Source organism: Psychromonas sp. L1A2 (assembly GCF_009828855.1).
GTDB lineage: Bacteria > Pseudomonadota > Gammaproteobacteria > Enterobacterales > Psychromonadaceae > Psychromonas.
In genome coordinates, this window is sequence record NZ_WUAG01000002.1 from 1,811,292 (window position 1) to 1,826,983 (window position 15,692).

Sequence of the window (15,692 nt, forward strand, 5' to 3'; positions counted from 1 at the left end):
AGGTAAAGCCATTATGAACTATCTTGCACATTTACATATCGCGGCTTCTACCAATACGAGTTTTAGTGGTAATTTTTTAGGAGATTTTGTTAAAGGCAATCCTGATGGTCAATTTCCTACTAATATAGTCCAAGGTATCCGTTTACATCGTTATGTCGATAGTTTTACGGATAAGCACCCACAAGTACTCGCTGCTAAATTACTATTTCCTAAAGTATTACGGCGTTACGCTCCCATTGCACTTGATATGTTCTGGGATCATTTCTTGGCTCGACATTGGACCACTTTTCATCATTTAACTTTAGCTGAATTTTGCCAATTAGCAGAACAAAAGATTGTTAGTGAAACACAAGTAAAGGACGTTATTTTACCAGAACGTTTTGAACGTATTAATGGTTGGGTTTGGAAAGATAAGTGGCTCGAGTCCTATCAAAAGATAGAAAATATTGAATATGCTTTAAAACGTATGGCAACACGAAGCGAACGAATGGCACCTTTAGCTGAAACAGGAAAAGTATTGAGGGAAAATTATGCAGATCTGAGTGTCGTATTTTTTGCTTTATATGAGGATGTGCTAAAAGCAAGCCAAGAATTTATAGAGGTTAAAAGGTAAGTGATTATTCACTTTTTTGGTTGTTTTTTAATTTTTTCGATACAAAAAAGGAGACTAAATTGTCTCCTTTATAAAATCGTATTATTAAGCTTAAGCTACTTTAAGCTTAATTAACTATAAGTAATTATTTAGTCTTCTCTAGTAAACAAGTGTGCGATATTTTTTAAGTCGCTTTTACCTTCAGAAATTTCTTTAGGTGACAAACCTGATACTTCATGTGGGAATACTAACCATTCATCTGATTCATGAATATAGTAGTCTGGCACAATAGATACGGCTTTGTTCTTAGGCTTGTAATAAGGCGTTGCTATGCGTACGTCGCGTGGCATATTTAAGCGCATTACTTCATTTAGTTTTTCAGTTAACGCAACAACACTGCGGCCTGAGTCAAATACGTCATCTACAATTAACAAGCCATCATCGGCATTAGCATTTTCAATAATGTAATGTAAACCGTGTACTTTAATTGTTTTACTTTGTTTACCGATGCCGTAATAAGAAGAAGTACGTACTGCGATATGATCTGTCTCTACTTTTTGATAGTCAAAGAATTCTTGAACTGCAATACCGATTGGAGCGCCGCCACGCCAAATACCAACAATAAACTGTGGGCGAAAACCACTATCGTAAACTTGTGCTGCAAGACGAAATGAGTCTTCAAGTAATTGTTGTGCAGTGATAAAGACTTTATCAGACATATCATTTTCCTCTGGAATTAATTTAGTCGCGCAGTTTAAACTAAAAAAGACCTCTCTGCACAATTTGCATGCTAAAAATCCTATAAAATAATGGCTACGCAAGGTAAGTTATAGATTTTAAACACGTTACTATTATTCATTATGACATCTAATGATGTTGCTTTTATTGATCTTAGTATTGGTAAGTCTTTATTTATACCGATTACATTCAATAAGTGATCTAAATTTTACGTAGGAATAATGACTTAGTTTAAGGTGTAAATTGAGGCCTTTTGAAGATTAATACCAAAATAATTAATAAGGTGAACATTCTTGCTGGTTAAAATTACCCCTAACAGCGTTGTGAGTTTTGAAGTGAGAACAACTATCTCCTACAACTCACGCCTTATTAGTGTTAATTTTTCCTGTGCAATCTCTGATCACTTATTTAATTCCATTGGTATAACTTCGTTAATCGTCTGTTGGAGGATTAACTAAAAGAGGTTAATTCTTTAATAGCTGCTTCCTTTACGAAATTTACAACGAAGAAATAAGTGACTTTAACCAGCGAAATAGATCAATTAATTAGTGTGATTGGTATTAATAATCTATTTTTTAAAAAGAGGAAATAAAATGCAACGAATAATGAAATATCCACCATTGGTAACCCTTTCATTTATGATCATGATGTATTTGATGAGTATCTTGGCTCCTTTATTTAATGTTAACTCATTTAGCTTTGATTGGTTATCAACCACTTCATTGTTTGTATCTGTGTTAGTTATTATCAGTAGTGGATGGAAATTTAAGAAAGCAAATACAACGGTAGACCCTACTACTCCTGAAAAAACGACTCATTTAGTGACTTCTGGAATCTATCGTTATTCTAGAAACCCTATGTATTTAGGCTTATTGGGCTTTTTAATAGCTGAAGCTTTCTTGTTGAGTAATTTATTATGTTTAGTCTTATTGCCCATCTATATTCATACGATGAATAAATATTTTATTAGACCGGAGGAAGCTGCTTTGTTGATCCTTTTTGAGAATTCATTTATTACATATAAACAAAAAGTTAGACGTTGGCTTTAGAGATTAGGATGTAAAAGTAGCAGATAAAACGGGGAAGAAAATAGATTTTATCTGCTTACTAGATTTTATCTGCTTACTAGTGGAGTTAGTGGTTAATGGCTATTCACTAACTTGATTGATGCTGCTGTTATCTTCTAATAGCTCTCGTAAATTATCAAGCGTTGTTTGTGCAATACTGGTTAATGCTTCTTTTGTTAAGAAAGCTTGATGACCTGTGAAGATCACATTATGACAAGCAGATAAACGGCGGAAAATATCATCGGTTATGATCTCACTCGAGTGGTCATTAAAGAATAAATGCTCTTCTTCTTCATATACATCTAAACCTAGGCCACCAATACGACCTGACTTTAATGCTTCAATGGCATCATGCGCATTCAATAAACCACCACGACTAGTATTAATAATAGTCACGCCATCTTTCATTAATGCAAATGTATCTTTGTTTAATAAATGTTTATTGTCACTGGTGAGTGGGCAGTGCAAACTGATCATGTCGCTGTTTTCAAATAAAGTTTCTAAGCTAACGTATTCCGCACCTAGCGCTTTAGCTTTATCAGATGGGTAAGGGTCGGAAGCTAATATCTTACAGCCAAAGCCTTTAAAGATGGTCATTGTTGCTAGGCCAATTTTACCCGTACCAATAATACCAACTGTTTTACCATGTAGGTTAAAGCCCACTAAGCCTTCTAGTGAGAAGTTTGCATCACGAGTACGTTGATATGCTTTGTGTGTTCGTCTGTTAAGTGTCATTAATAATGCAATGGCATGTTCTGCAACGGCTTCTGGTGAGTAAGCGGGAACACGAACAATCGTCATACCGAGTGATTTTGCACAAAATAAGTCAATATTATTAAAACCAGCACAACGCATGGCAATATATTTAATACCTAACTCGTGAAGTTGATTTAAAACAGGCGCACTTAAATCATCGTTTACAAACGCACATATAGCATCATAACCTGTAGCCAATGCTGCGGTGTGTGAATTAAGTTGAGTATCAAAAAAGTTAATGCTGATAGGGTCTGAAATCAATGGTTTAAAATGCTGAATATCATAACTACGGGAACTGAACATTGCGACTTTCATAAAGGTAACTCCGTGTTGAAAAGTAATGTTGTAACAAAATAATCGTACTTTTAATCAATAACAGCAATACAGTAATATCTATTGTTGTTTTATATTTTACAATTGTACACCTTATACGTCGTAACTTAAGCAAAGGGATTACTTTGTTGTTATATAAATAAACATATAAATAACGATATAAATTCTTTCATTAATTATTGCATTTAAAGTGCAATAAATTCAGGTTATTGACGGTCAACTGTGGGTGATCGTGGCGAACTTTTTAATTTTTATTCGGTCACAGACTGTATTTATGCTACAAACTATTTCATTTGGTATTTTCTCGGAGTTTTCATGCCCTTTTTAAAGCATTTTTTTTCATCGTTACTGTTCATTGTCAGTCTTTCCAGTAGTGCATTTGCACAAGCGCCAGAAACAGGATGGATCACTAATTTTAACCACCTACCTGTTAAAGTTAATTTGCAGCTAACAGGGCAAGTTCAAGAAAGTACTGTGAATGGTATTTTGAATGTTGATTTAGCGAAAGATTGGAAAACATATTGGCGATCTCCAGGTGAAGGTGGGGTTGCTCCTACATTTGAGTGGACTGATCAATCATATAATATTGATGCGGTTGATTGGTCTTGGCCAACCCCTAAACGTTATCCTGTATTAGGCGTTGAAACAGTTGGTTATAAAGATCAAATTCATTTCCCCATTCAGTTACAACTGAAAGATCCTCAACAAGTCAGTCGATTAAAAGGTACGTTAACGCTAGCGTCATGTACCACGATTTGTGTGTTAACTGATTACGAAATTGATTTAAGTTTTGATCCTAATGGCCTCAGTATTAATGAAGATGTTGCTTTTGCTTATGCGCAAGCCGCCAGTAGTGTACCGATTTTAGTTGATCAAAGTGCCATCAAAGCACAAAAGAATAATGCCAATATTACAAATATTATCAGTTCATGGGACCAATTTAATCAAGAAGTATCAGTACAACTATCACATCAAATAGGCTGGGAAACTCCTGACGTATTCATTGATAGTAATGATCCTGAATTAGAGAATGTCTTCTTTTCTAAACCTATTCTCTCCGTGTCAGGAAAACAAGTTACAGCGACGTTTAATGCAAGCAGTTGGGGTGGTGAAGTTGATTTAAGTAATGCCAATGTCAACATTACAGTGGTTGATGCTGATATTGCTGTAGAAGTTGCCACTACTTTAGGCAATCAGACCATTTCAACAGTTGGCGAGTCTATTTGGTCTATTTTCTTGGTGGCATTAATAGGTGGTTTAATTTTAAATATCATGCCTTGTGTATTACCAGTATTAGGCATGAAATTGAGCTCAGTATTAGGTGTCGATGGCAGTCAACGTTCACAAGTACGTAAACAGTTTTTAGCTTCTAGTGCTGGTATTATTAGTTCGTTCTGGTTACTGGCTCTGTTTTTATTAATACTCAAGTTGTCAGGTGAAGCGTTAGGCTGGGGGATTCAGTTCCAAAGTCCTTACTTCATTACTTTCATGATTATTGTCACCGCAATATTCACCGCGAATATGCTTGGTTTATTTGAAATTCAGTTACCTTCTTCAATGCAGACATGGCTAGCAACAAAAGGAGGGCATTCTTATCTAGGCCATTATTTACAAGGTATGTTTGCAACGTTATTAGCAACACCTTGTAGCGCACCTTTCTTGGGAACCGCTGTTGCATTTGCATTAGGTGCATCGGCATGGCAATTATTTGCTGTCTTCACTGCATTAGGTTTAGGGATGGCATTGCCTTGGTTACTCATTGCCTTGTTCCCAAGTATTGCCTTGTTAATGCCTAAACCAGGCAAGTGGATGGGGACTATTAAGTTAGTGTTTGGATTACTTATTTTAGCAACGTGTCTATGGTTAGTGAGTTTGTTAAGTAGTTTTATCGGACTGCTTTATACCATTTTAGTTGCTGCGCTTATTTTAATTATATTTGCCGCTTTAATCCTGAAAAAGCATGGTAAACGTTTATTCTTTATCGCTTTTGGTATATTTATGATCGTGGCAGCTATTGTTTTGATTGTAGGTAGTTTAACGGCTAAGCATTGGGCCAACCCATTACAAGATGAGATCACTTGGGTACCATTAAATGCACAATTAATAGAACAAGAAGTGAATAAAGGCAATGTTGTATTTGTAGATGTGACTGCAAAATGGTGTGTCACTTGTAAGGCCAATAAAATTGGTGTGTTATTGCAAAATCCTGTTTACAGTGCATTACAAGAAGATGGTGTTATAGCGATGAGTGGTGATTGGACAGTACGTTCTGACTCGGTGACTGCCTATTTACAATCATTTGGACGTTATGGTGTTCCTTTTAATATTGTTTATGGCCCAGCGGCACCTAATGGTATTGAGTTATCTACTATTTTAAATAGTGATGATGTTATCGATGCATTAAAACAAGCAAAAGGGCAATAAAATGATTGAACCAAACCTTCAAGAGTCGAAAGTAAAAAAAAGCTGGGGTTCACGACTAAGATCGCTGGCTGTTTATGTGCTATTAGCATTGGCATTAGGTTGGGGTGTTGATATATGGCGAGCTCAATCGATTGCATCTGGTAAAGCACCTGAATTAGTGACAACTAGTGTACAAGGCAACAAAGTTGATTTGATCGCAATGAGCCAAGATAAGCCTGTTTTGGTTTATTTCTGGGCCACATGGTGCAGTATTTGTAGCACCGTTTCCCCCTCTGTTGATTTTGTAAGTGGTCAGATGCAAGTGGTTACTGTTGCTCTGAACTCTGGTGAAAATAAGCGCATTCAACAATACCTAGGTGCTAAAAATTATGACTTTACTGTGGTCAATGATCCCAAAGGGGAGATAGGTCGTGAATGGGGAATTAGTTTAACGCCGACCATTATTGTGATTAGTAAAGGTGAAGTGACTTCTGTTACAACTGGTTTCACTAGTCCATTTGGTATGTGGGTAAGAATGTTGTTAAGCTAAATTAAATGAGGTTTATTCGTTCAAAGTCATTATGTATACCGATTACCAATCAAGATACATTATCCAGTCGTTAACTTGGACATCAATACAAGGCGTAACATAATGATAATGGCTAGTCCTTATCGAGTGTTGCAACGCAGTATTGGTTTTCGAGTTGGCGACCTGCAAGACTTGCTGATTTTTGCATCTTTAATGGTAATGGGTATGTATAGTCGTTAATCTAAGTAATGATTTAAAAGGGATTAAGAGTAATCCCTTTTAAATTTTCTAGTTATCTTGGTTTAGCGAATACTTGAGTCCAATAACGTTGATAGTCAGAGTCACTATTTACTTGGCAAGCTAACCCCATTTCAGTCACATCTGAATTCATAATATTAATGCAATGACCTTCACTAGACATCCACCCATCAACAACTTCTTGTGCTGAAATTTGACCGCCAGCAATGTTTTCAGAAACACGACTCCAAGTGTAACCTTGTGCAGTAACACGGGTACCAACTGTGCTTCCATCTAAACCTGTATGATCAAAAAAATTATAATTTGCCATGTTATTTGAATGCTCACTGGCCGCTAAGGTTAACGTACTACTCCAAGTTACTTCTGCCACAGCAGGGTAGCTTGTATTACCGCAGGTTTGACTCTCAATACGAAGCTGATTAATTAATGCTAATACCTCAGATAAATTATCTTCGCATGTCATTAGGCTGTAATCTACGTTTGAAGTCTCAGTCTCAGTTGTAGTCGCAGAATCATCAACAGAAGTCTCATTAGTAGTGCTTTCATTATTTGATTCATCGACATCAGTAGAGATATCATCGGATGAACTTGTTGAGGTGTTTTCTATACCCTCATCACTCGTTGATTCAGTTGTGCTGCTTGATGAATTACTACCACATCCAGTGATCATCAATATACAAAGTAAAGAGGCTAACCAATATTTCATTTTATCATTTCCTATAGAGTCGTTGATTATCTAAATTTTCTTAGTTAGAAATAAGCAATTATATTTAAATCCTTTTTCTGGAAAAAATAGACAAGTCCTATTAATCTAAGTTCAACCTCACCTGAACCACTGTATATTTTTTTGGGGGAGGCGATTTAAAAAATAAAACACTTAAATAAAAAAAGCCCATATGCACTGTTTAATATAACGTTAAACATATGAATATGGGCTTGGTAGCCTACTATACCAATTACAATAAATAGTTTATCTATTTTACTGGTTAAAACAGCCCACTACCTCGTTGTAAATTTCGTAAATAGAACAGCGGTTTACGTCAATTTACACCTTGAATTGAACTGTTTTTTCAGCGCGAAATTTAGATAACATATTTAATGTAATCGGTATTAATAACTAAGTGTTGATTAGCTTGTAAATATTGGCCCGGCAGAAAGTAATACTTTACCTTCTTTTTTATCGGTATAACGATCAAAGTTCTTAATGAATAGATGCGCTAGTTTTTCTGCTTTAGTATTCCATTCTTCAGTATCAGCGTAAGTATCACGTGGATCTAAAATCGCACTATTTACATTAGGTAATGCAGTAGGCACTTCTAAGTTAAATAATGGGATAGTTTTCGTTTCTGCTTTTTCAATAGATCCATCTAAAATAGCATCAATAATACCGCGAGTGTCTTTAATTGAAATACGTTTGCCAGAACCATTCCATCCAGTGTTTACGAGGTAAGCTTCTGCGCCACAAGCTTCCATACGCTTGACTAATTGCTCTGCATATTGTGTTGGATGCAGACTTAAAAAAGCGGCGCCAAAACACGCTGAAAAAGTAGGAGTAGGCTCTGTGATCCCTCGTTCTGTACCCGCTAACTTAGCTGTAAAGCCAGATAAGAAGTGATACTGTGTTTGTGCTTTAGTAAGTTTAGATACTGGCGGTAAAACCCCAAATGCATCGGCGGTTAAAAATATTACTTTTTGAGCATGACCGCCTTTTGAGATAGGTTTCACGATATTTTCAATATGATAAATTGGGTATGAAACTCGGCCGTTTTCAGTTTTACTGGCATCATCATAATCAACAACACCTTGTTCATCTATCATCACATTTTCTAGTAGAGCATTACGTTTAATCGCTCCAAAGATATCTGGTTCAGCTTCAGCACTTAAACGTACTGTTTTAGCGTAACACCCACCTTCAAAGTTAAATACACCATCATCATCCCAGCCATGCTCATCATCACCGATTAATTGACGTTTAGGATCTGTTGAAAGTGTTGTTTTACCGGTGCCAGATAAACCAAAGAAAATAGCCGTATCGCCAGCTTTTCCGACATTAGCTGAACAATGCATAGAGGCCATACCGTTGAGAGGTAATAAGTAGTTCATGACAGAGAATAAACCCTTTTTCATTTCTCCACCGTACCAAGTACCACCAATAACTTGTATTTTTTCAGTTAAGTTAAAGGCAACAAAGTTCTCAGAGTTTAACCCTTGCTCTTTCCAGTTTGGGTTATTTGTTTTTGACCCATTCATCACTACAAAATCAGGTTCAAAATCAATTAATTCTTCCGCAGTTGGGCGAATAAACATGTTAGTGACAAAATGTGCTTGCCAAGCAACTTCCATAATAAAACGCACTTTTAAACGTGAATTAACATTAGCACCACAATAAGCATCAACCACAAAGAGTTTTTTATTAGAAAGTTGGTCTGTTACGACTGTTTTAAGCGCCGACCAAGTTGATTGGTCAATGGCTTTATTATCATTCTTACCTTGATCGCTCCACCAAACAGTATCGCGAGTCGTGTCATCTTTTAATATATATTTATCTTTAGGAGAACGACCAGTAAAAATGCCAGTATCAACAGCAACGGTTCCATTCTCAGTAATGATACCTTTTTCACAGCCGCTTAAAGAGGTCGCTGTCTCTTCTATAAATAGGGTTTCATAACTAGGATTGTAAATAACCTCAGAGATATCTGTTATGCCGTATTTTTCCAGTTGTGTTGTCGATAGTACTGTCTGAGCCATGTTATTTTTCCCCTTATAACTTATGATCTTTCTATTAAAAAAAAGTGAAGTAAGAATTTGGAGAGTAAGTGAATTATGGGAAAAGAAGTGGGATCTGGGTCTGATTCTTGATCAAATAGATGCCACAGAAAAATATCTATGGCAACTTTGTGAGGTCACACTTTTGTATGATAATTAATGTTTTGGGTCTGTAGAAGTAAATAAAATTTGAAGATCTTTTTCTTTAAAAGAGTAAGTTGTTGCGCAATATTCACAACGCATATCAATGCTTTCTTGCTCTTCCAATATTTCTTTTATTTCTGTTTCATTAAGTGATGCTAATGATGATAAACAACGTTCTTGTGAACAACCACATTTGAAGCTAATTGGTTGCATTTCAAATAAGCGTACTTTCTCTTGATGATATAAACGGAATAATAATTCATCATTCTGTAATGTATAAATTTCTTCAGCTTTAATCGTCCCCGCTAATGCACATACATGAGCGAAGTCTTCTTCATGCGTATCACTGTGAGCAGGTAATGTTTGAATTAATAGGCCAGCAGCCTGTACAGGAGTTGCTTGGCTGTCTGCAAATAGACTGATTTTAGTTGCGAGTTGTTCAGATTGAACAAAGTAATCTTCTAAACATGCCGCTAGCGTATCTTTTTCAAGTGCGACTATGCCTTGGTAGCGTTCACCATCTTCGGGTGTGATAGTAATCATCAGATTACCTTTACCAATTAGTTGTGAAAATGATAAACCTGTTGTATCACCTTCATAACGCGCTGTTCCACGTACTTCTAAATCTTGATTCGCATTAATGACTGCCATGCTGAGTGGACCATCACCTTGAATTTGTACGGTTATTTTTCCTTCAAACTTTAAGGTTGCGGTTAATAAGCTAGTTGCTATTAGCAGTTCTCCAATAGTATTCGCTATTTCAGCAGGGTAGTCGTGGTTATCAATGCATTGTTCAAATGCACTGTGTGCTTGTGCAATTTCACCACGAATTTCAAAATCATCAAATAGGAAGCGTTGTAGTTGGTCTGTCATAAAGTCTCTCAATATATATTCTGCAGCGGCTAGTCAAAATTCGCTGTGTTACGTTGTGTTTTTGCGTGTATTAACTCACGGCGTTCTTTTTTATTTGGCTTACGATCTGGATGTGGCGCGTTCTGTAAACTTAGTTTACGAAGCAATTGGTGTTGTTCTCGTTTAACGACACTTTTTTCTGTTTCTTGATATAGCGTTTGTGCAATCGGAGCACCTCTGCGATGCTCTGAAATTGCTTCAACAGTCACCTCAAACAGAAGTTCGCCTTGACGTATTGATAGTGTTGCGCCAATTTCTACTATTTTACTCGCTTTACAGCGTTGGCCGTTGTAATGGACTTTGCCACCTTGCACCATATCTCGTGCTAAGCCTCGAGTTTTATAAAACCGAGATGCCCATAACCATTTATCTAATCTGACTGTTGATTTTGTCATAATTTATAACTCGAAAAAGCGAAGTGTAGTATAGCAAAAAGCACTTATTTACTAAACTAAAACAAAATAATGAACTGATTATTTATAGATGGGGTCAAAAGCAGATAAATCAAGGCGTGTTTATGCCATAATATTGATTATAAAGTCGTTATTTTATCGACAACTGCACCTTAAACTTATAGCCTAAGTCCCATTATTGAAATTGTCTTATGATATCTTTTTATAAACAGCTTCGTTAGCATTAATATGACAGCAATAAGAATTGATATTTAATGATTTAGTTACAGGATGAGAATAGAGGTTATGATTTCCCTACTACCGAAAATAATACTGGCAGTGATCTGTGCTTTAATCGCTTATCAATCAGGTGTATTAACTTGGTCTTTATACCCAGTTAAAGAATCATCTTATAATTGGAGTCCAACGGCTCAAAAAATAGAAAATAAAGCGATTGCGTTAAATACTAAAAAATTACAACAGCAATTATTATTTGGGAAGTATGAAGGTGAAGGTAATAAAGTCGTTAATAACGAAAGTCTGACTGAAGCTCCTAAAACACGTCTTAAACTTACCTTAGTGGGTATTGTCGCATCGTCTGAACCACAATTTTCAAGTGTCATTATTGAATATAAAAGAATGCAAGATAGCTATTTTATAGATTCTGAAATTCCAGGCACAGATGCAATCGTGACTGAAATTTATAGTGATCGAATCATTATTAATGTTAATGGTGAAAAGCAAACCTTAATCTTAGATGGGTTAGAACAAGCTAATAAAAGAATGGATACTATCGAAAAAGGGCAGGAAGTTAATGTTCCTTCTAAAAAACGTAGAAGCCGTACAAAAAAGACAACAGAGATAGATCTAAATAGAGAATTATTAGTCGAAGACCCAGGAAAATTACTTGATTATATTAATATCTCTCCTGTACGAGATGGAAATCTGATTAAAGGTTATAAAGTTAACCCAGGTAAAAAACCAGAATTATTTGAAGAAGCTGGATTACAAGCAGATGATTTAGTCATTGAACTAAATGGGGTCGATTTAACCGATATAACTCAAGCATTAGGCTTAATGAAAGAGTTCCCTACCATGACGGAAATGAGCTTAACGGTTGATCGTGATGGTGAGTTAAATGAGTTATTTATTAGTATTCCATAATATAAAAGCAAGTATAAAAATAAGTTTAGACAACTAAACTACTAATAACAGTCGTTTATTAACTAATGACTATATACAGAAATATGTAAAAATGAGGTTGGTGTAATGATTTTAGGGATTAAGAAAAAACTGGTCAGACTAATAGGGGCCAGTGTTTTTATTTTACTTTCACAGTCCACTCTAGTGCAAGCGGCTGAGTTTTCAGCAAGTTTTAAAAATGCCGATCTTAATGAGTTTATTAATATTGTTGGTAAAAACTTACAGAAAACAATTATCTTGGATCCTGCTGTACGAGGTAAAATTAATGTACGTAGTTATGACCTTCTTAATGAAAAGCAATATTATCAATTCTTTTTAAATGTATTAGAAGTTTATGGTTTTGCTGTCGTTGAAATGGATAATGGCATCCTTAAAGTTATTAAATCGAAAGATGCCAAAGTAGCCGCCATTCCTGTTATTGATGATGGTAATCAATACAAAGGTGATGAAATGGTTACGCGCGTTGTGCCCGTCATCAATGTCTCAGTAAGAGAATTAGCGCCTTTATTACGTCAACTTAATGATAGTGCTGGCGGTGGTAATGTTGTGCATTACGATCCTTCAAATGTAATTATGATCACTGGGCGTGCTGCGGTTGTTAACCGTTTAGTCAAAATTATTCAGCGTGTTGATAGGGCCGGTGACCAAGAAGTTGATATTGTTAAGCTAGAGTTTGCTAGTGCCTTAGATATGGTGAATATGATCAACTCTATTCAACAAACATCTACTAGTTCAAAAAATAGCTCTACTAGTGTGCTTAAACCTCGCTTAGTGGCTGATGAAAGAACTAATTCAGTTATTATTAGTGGAGAACCAAATACGCGAGCACGTGTTATTAAGCTAGTTAAATCATTAGATAACGAATTAAAAAATAATGGTAATACACGTGTTTTTTATCTGAAATATGCCAACGCCAAAGAGGTTGTTCAGGTGTTAAGTGGTGTTAGTCAAGGTCTTGAAGAAGCAGGTAAATCATCTAACTCAACAAATAAACAACCGAATGTAAATATTCAAGCGCATGATGCGACTAATTCAATTATCATTTCTGCACAACCCGCGTTAATGTCATCATTAAGCAGCATTATTCATCAGCTTGATATTCGTAGAGCGCAAGTATTAGTTGAAGCCATTATCGTTGAAGTATCTGAAGGTGACGGTGTAAATTTAAGTGTGCAATGGGCTTCTACTTCAGGTCTTGGTACTCAGTTTAATGATAACGGAGCTTCTATTGGTGAATTAGCAGCAGGTGCTTATGCTATTGATAATGATTCAGATGATTTTGAAGATTTAGCCTCAACTATTTCTTCAATTTCAGGTGGAATTGCTGGTTATGTTGGTAGTGATTGGGCTGCGATTTTACAAGCCTTAAGCAGTACTAGTACATCAAATATTCTGGCAACACCAAGTTTAACAACACTCGATAATCAAGAAGCTAGTTTCATTGTTGGTGATGAAGTACCTGTACTAACAGGTTCTACATCTAGCTCAACAAATGCCAATCCTTTCCAAACAATTGAACGTAAAGAAGTTGGTATTAAGCTGAAAGTGACACCTCAAATCAATGAAGGTGACTCGGTGCAGATGGTCATTGAGCAAGAAGTGTCGAGTATCCAAGGACAAACCTCTGTGGATGTTGTTTTTGCAACCCGTTCAGTTAAAACCACTGTGTTAGCAAAATCAGGCGAAACCATCGTTATTGGTGGGTTAATTGATGAAGAAGTTAATGAGTCCGTTGATAAAGTGCCTATCTTAGGTGATATCCCTTATATCGGTTGGTTATTCCGTTCGACTAAAAGCAGTACTGAAAAACGTAACTTAATGATCTTTTTACGTGCAACCATTATTCGTGATGACCAAACGATGAGAGAATTAAGCCAGCGTAAGTATAGCTTAATGCGAGAAGTGCAACTTGGTGAAGATGAAAAAGGCATTGCTTTAATGCCTGATAGTAATGTGCCTCTTCTACCTGAATGGGGACAACCAGTTGAAATTGATCCTGAGACTTTTATAGGGCATTCTGATGCTTTTATTGATAAAAAAGTTGAAAGTGTAATTAAAGAAGCGGATCGACCAATATGAGTGATTTAAGCGATGTTGATGCTGCGATTGTTGATCCGGAGGTCGTTGAATTTACGCCTTCGGGACAATTGCCTTTTGCTTTTTCTAAAAAGCATGAGCTCGTTATGTCTCACGATGGTAAAAGTAGTGCGCTATGTTTTAAGCAAGTGCCTACTGTAGATTTATTAGTAGAAGCTAGACGAGTTATTGGACACTCCTTTACTACTCAGCAGGTCGATGATGAAACCTTTGACCGACTTGTTGCCCGTGCTTATCAATCATCATCATTGGAAGCGCAACAATTAATGCAAGACTTGGGAGCTGATGATTTCTTTACGTTAGCTGAAGAGTTACCCTCGGACGACGATTTATTAGAAGCCGAAGATGATGCGCCGATCATTAAGTTGATTAATGCGATGTTAGGCGAAGCGATTAAAGAAGAAGCCTCAGATATCCATATCGAAACCTTTGAACAAACATTAGTTATTCGTTTTCGTATTGACGGTGTATTACGTGAAATATTGAAACCGCAACGTAAATTAGCGGCTTTATTGGTTTCACGTATCAAAGTAATGGCAAAGCTTGATATTGCAGAGAAACGTATCCCACAAGATGGCCGTATTTCATTACGTATCGGTGGTCGAGCGGTTGATGTTCGTGTGTCAACTATGCCTGCTAGCCATGGCGAGCGTGTTGTATTACGTTTATTAGATAAAAATGCAGTTAAATTAGATTTATCAACGCTTGGTATGACTAAGCAAAACCATATTTTATTGCAAAACCTCATTCATAAACCACACGGTATTATCCTTGTTACTGGTCCTACTGGCTCGGGTAAAAGTACCACTCTCTATGCGGGTTTATTAGAAATTAATTCTAGAGATAGGAATATATTAACCGTCGAAGACCCGATTGAGTATTCCATTGACGGTATCGGTCAAACACAAGTTAATACAAAGGTTGATATGACCTTTGCGCGGGGTCTGCGTGCTATTTTACGGCAAGACCCTGATGTTGTTATGATTGGTGAGATCCGAGACCTTGAGACTGCGGAAATATCAGTACAAGCCAGCTTAACAGGTCACTTAGTATTATCTACCTTACATACTAATACGGCCGTTGGTGCGGTAACCCGTTTACGTGATATGGGGGTAGAACCTTTCCTTTTATCCTCAAGTATTCTTGGTGTGTTAGCGCAGCGTTTAGTGCGACGGTTATGTCCGAAATGTAAAGCGGCTCATCCAGCGAGTGCTTCTGAAAAAGTTATTTTAGGTAAAGCTGAAAACGAAGAAGCTATTATTTATCGACCTGCTGGTTGCCATAATTGTAATCATACAGGCTATCGAGGACGTACAGGTATTCATGAATTATTAGTGGTGAATGAAGTGGTACGTGAATTAATTCATACTGGTGCTGGCGAACAAGCCATTGAACGTGAAATACGTAAAACCTCTCAGAGTATTCGAGACGATGGACTACAGAAAGTCTTAGTGGGTTTGACTACGTTAGAAGAAATCTTACGTGTAACTAGAGAGGATTAG

13 protein-coding genes are annotated in these 15,692 nt (G+C 36.5%); 7 read left to right on the forward strand and 6 right to left on the reverse strand.

Annotation, left to right across the window (positions count from 1 at the left end; genetic code table 11):
* Positions 1 to 13: 13 nt before the first annotated feature.
* Positions 14 to 613, forward strand: coding sequence for an acyl carrier protein phosphodiesterase (locus GQR59_RS18275; RefSeq protein ID WP_160065063.1), 600 nt, complete (start codon positions 14 to 16; stop codon positions 611 to 613).
* Positions 614 to 741: 128 nt separating this feature from the next.
* Here GQR59_RS18275 and GQR59_RS18280 read toward each other — a convergent pair whose 3' ends face one another.
* Entirely contained in the window at positions 742 to 1,311 is a 570-nt protein-coding gene (locus GQR59_RS18280; RefSeq protein ID WP_025564559.1) for a phosphoribosyltransferase, read from the reverse strand.
* Between the two features lie 612 nt (positions 1,312 to 1,923).
* Here GQR59_RS18280 and GQR59_RS18285 point away from each other — a divergent pair.
* Positions 1,924 to 2,379, forward strand: a complete 456-nt coding sequence (locus GQR59_RS18285) for a methyltransferase family protein (RefSeq protein WP_160065065.1) — start codon at positions 1,924 to 1,926, stop codon at positions 2,377 to 2,379.
* 99 nt (positions 2,380 to 2,478) lie between these two features.
* Here GQR59_RS18285 and GQR59_RS18290 read toward each other — a convergent pair whose 3' ends face one another.
* Positions 2,479 to 3,468: a 2-hydroxyacid dehydrogenase gene (locus GQR59_RS18290; protein ID WP_160065067.1), complete on the reverse strand. Its 990-nt coding sequence runs from the start codon at positions 3,466 to 3,468 to the stop codon at positions 2,479 to 2,481.
* A 333-nt stretch (positions 3,469 to 3,801) separates the two neighbouring features.
* On the opposite strand from GQR59_RS18290, the gene GQR59_RS18295 reads away from it, so the two are divergent.
* Complete coding sequence (locus GQR59_RS18295; RefSeq protein ID WP_160065069.1) at positions 3,802 to 5,910, forward strand: protein-disulfide reductase DsbD family protein; 2,109 nt, start codon at positions 3,802 to 3,804, stop codon at positions 5,908 to 5,910.
* A 1-nt stretch (position 5,911) separates the two neighbouring features.
* Complete coding sequence (locus GQR59_RS18300; protein WP_160065071.1) at positions 5,912 to 6,439, forward strand: protein disulfide oxidoreductase; 528 nt, start codon at positions 5,912 to 5,914, stop codon at positions 6,437 to 6,439.
* Positions 6,440 to 6,710: 271 nt separating this feature from the next.
* Here GQR59_RS18300 and GQR59_RS18305 read toward each other — a convergent pair whose 3' ends face one another.
* The 4 genes from GQR59_RS18305 to hslR form a co-directional block, all read right to left on the reverse strand.
* On the reverse strand, positions 6,711 to 7,382 hold the full coding sequence (locus GQR59_RS18305) for a CAP domain-containing protein (protein ID WP_160065073.1): 672 nt from the start codon (positions 7,380 to 7,382) through the stop codon (positions 6,711 to 6,713).
* A gap of 422 nt (positions 7,383 to 7,804) precedes the next feature.
* On the reverse strand, positions 7,805 to 9,424 hold the full coding sequence (gene pckA, locus GQR59_RS18310) for a phosphoenolpyruvate carboxykinase (ATP) (protein WP_160065075.1): 1,620 nt from the start codon (positions 9,422 to 9,424) through the stop codon (positions 7,805 to 7,807).
* Between the two features lie 174 nt (positions 9,425 to 9,598).
* Positions 9,599 to 10,459, reverse strand: coding sequence for an Hsp33 family molecular chaperone HslO (gene hslO, locus GQR59_RS18315; protein ID WP_160065077.1), 861 nt, complete (start codon positions 10,457 to 10,459; stop codon positions 9,599 to 9,601).
* Between the two features lie 29 nt (positions 10,460 to 10,488).
* A complete protein-coding gene (gene hslR / locus GQR59_RS18320) occupies positions 10,489 to 10,893 on the reverse strand; it encodes a ribosome-associated heat shock protein Hsp15 (protein WP_160065079.1) in 405 nt (134 codons plus the stop codon).
* Positions 10,894 to 11,196: 303 nt separating this feature from the next.
* On the opposite strand from hslR, the gene gspC reads away from it, so the two are divergent.
* The 3 genes from gspC (at position 11,197) to gspE (ending at position 15,692) form a co-directional block, all read left to right on the forward strand.
* Positions 11,197 to 12,054, forward strand: a complete 858-nt coding sequence (gene gspC, locus GQR59_RS18325; RefSeq protein WP_236546812.1) for a type II secretion system protein GspC — start codon at positions 11,197 to 11,199, stop codon at positions 12,052 to 12,054.
* 105 nt (positions 12,055 to 12,159) lie between these two features.
* Positions 12,160 to 14,172, forward strand: coding sequence for a type II secretion system secretin GspD (gspD, locus tag GQR59_RS18330; protein ID WP_160065083.1), 2,013 nt, complete (start codon positions 12,160 to 12,162; stop codon positions 14,170 to 14,172).
* Positions 14,169 to 15,692, forward strand: coding sequence for a type II secretion system ATPase GspE (gene gspE, locus GQR59_RS18335; RefSeq protein WP_160065085.1), 1,524 nt, complete (start codon positions 14,169 to 14,171; stop codon positions 15,690 to 15,692). The genes gspD and gspE overlap by 4 nt, the downstream gene beginning before the upstream one ends.

What these genes read in the sequence shown, in the direction of transcription:
- gspE (WP_160065085.1), top strand. Translation starts at nt 14,169, where the DNA reads ATGAGTGATTTAAGCGATGTTGATGCTGCGATTGTTGATCCGGAGGTC.
- gspD (WP_160065083.1), top strand. Translation starts at nt 12,160, where the DNA reads ATGATTTTAGGGATTAAGAAAAAACTGGTCAGACTAATAGGGGCCAGT.
- GQR59_RS18305 (WP_160065073.1), bottom strand. Translation starts at nt 7,382, where the DNA reads ATGAAATATTGGTTAGCCTCTTTACTTTGTATATTGATGATCACTGGA.
- hslO (WP_160065077.1), bottom strand. Translation starts at nt 10,459, where the DNA reads ATGACAGACCAACTACAACGCTTCCTATTTGATGATTTTGAAATTCGT.
- GQR59_RS18290 (WP_160065067.1), bottom strand. Translation starts at nt 3,468, where the DNA reads ATGAAAGTCGCAATGTTCAGTTCCCGTAGTTATGATATTCAGCATTTT.
- GQR59_RS18280 (WP_025564559.1), bottom strand. Translation starts at nt 1,311, where the DNA reads ATGTCTGATAAAGTCTTTATCACTGCACAACAATTACTTGAAGACTCA.
- hslR (WP_160065079.1), bottom strand. Translation starts at nt 10,893, where the DNA reads ATGACAAAATCAACAGTCAGATTAGATAAATGGTTATGGGCATCTCGG.
- GQR59_RS18285 (WP_160065065.1), top strand. Translation starts at nt 1,924, where the DNA reads ATGCAACGAATAATGAAATATCCACCATTGGTAACCCTTTCATTTATG.
- GQR59_RS18295 (WP_160065069.1), top strand. Translation starts at nt 3,802, where the DNA reads ATGCCCTTTTTAAAGCATTTTTTTTCATCGTTACTGTTCATTGTCAGT.
- GQR59_RS18300 (WP_160065071.1), top strand. Translation starts at nt 5,912, where the DNA reads ATGATTGAACCAAACCTTCAAGAGTCGAAAGTAAAAAAAAGCTGGGGT.
- gspC (WP_236546812.1), top strand. Translation starts at nt 11,197, where the DNA reads ATGATTTCCCTACTACCGAAAATAATACTGGCAGTGATCTGTGCTTTA.
- pckA (WP_160065075.1), bottom strand. Translation starts at nt 9,424, where the DNA reads ATGGCTCAGACAGTACTATCGACAACACAACTGGAAAAATACGGCATA.
- GQR59_RS18275 (WP_160065063.1), top strand. Translation starts at nt 14, where the DNA reads ATGAACTATCTTGCACATTTACATATCGCGGCTTCTACCAATACGAGT.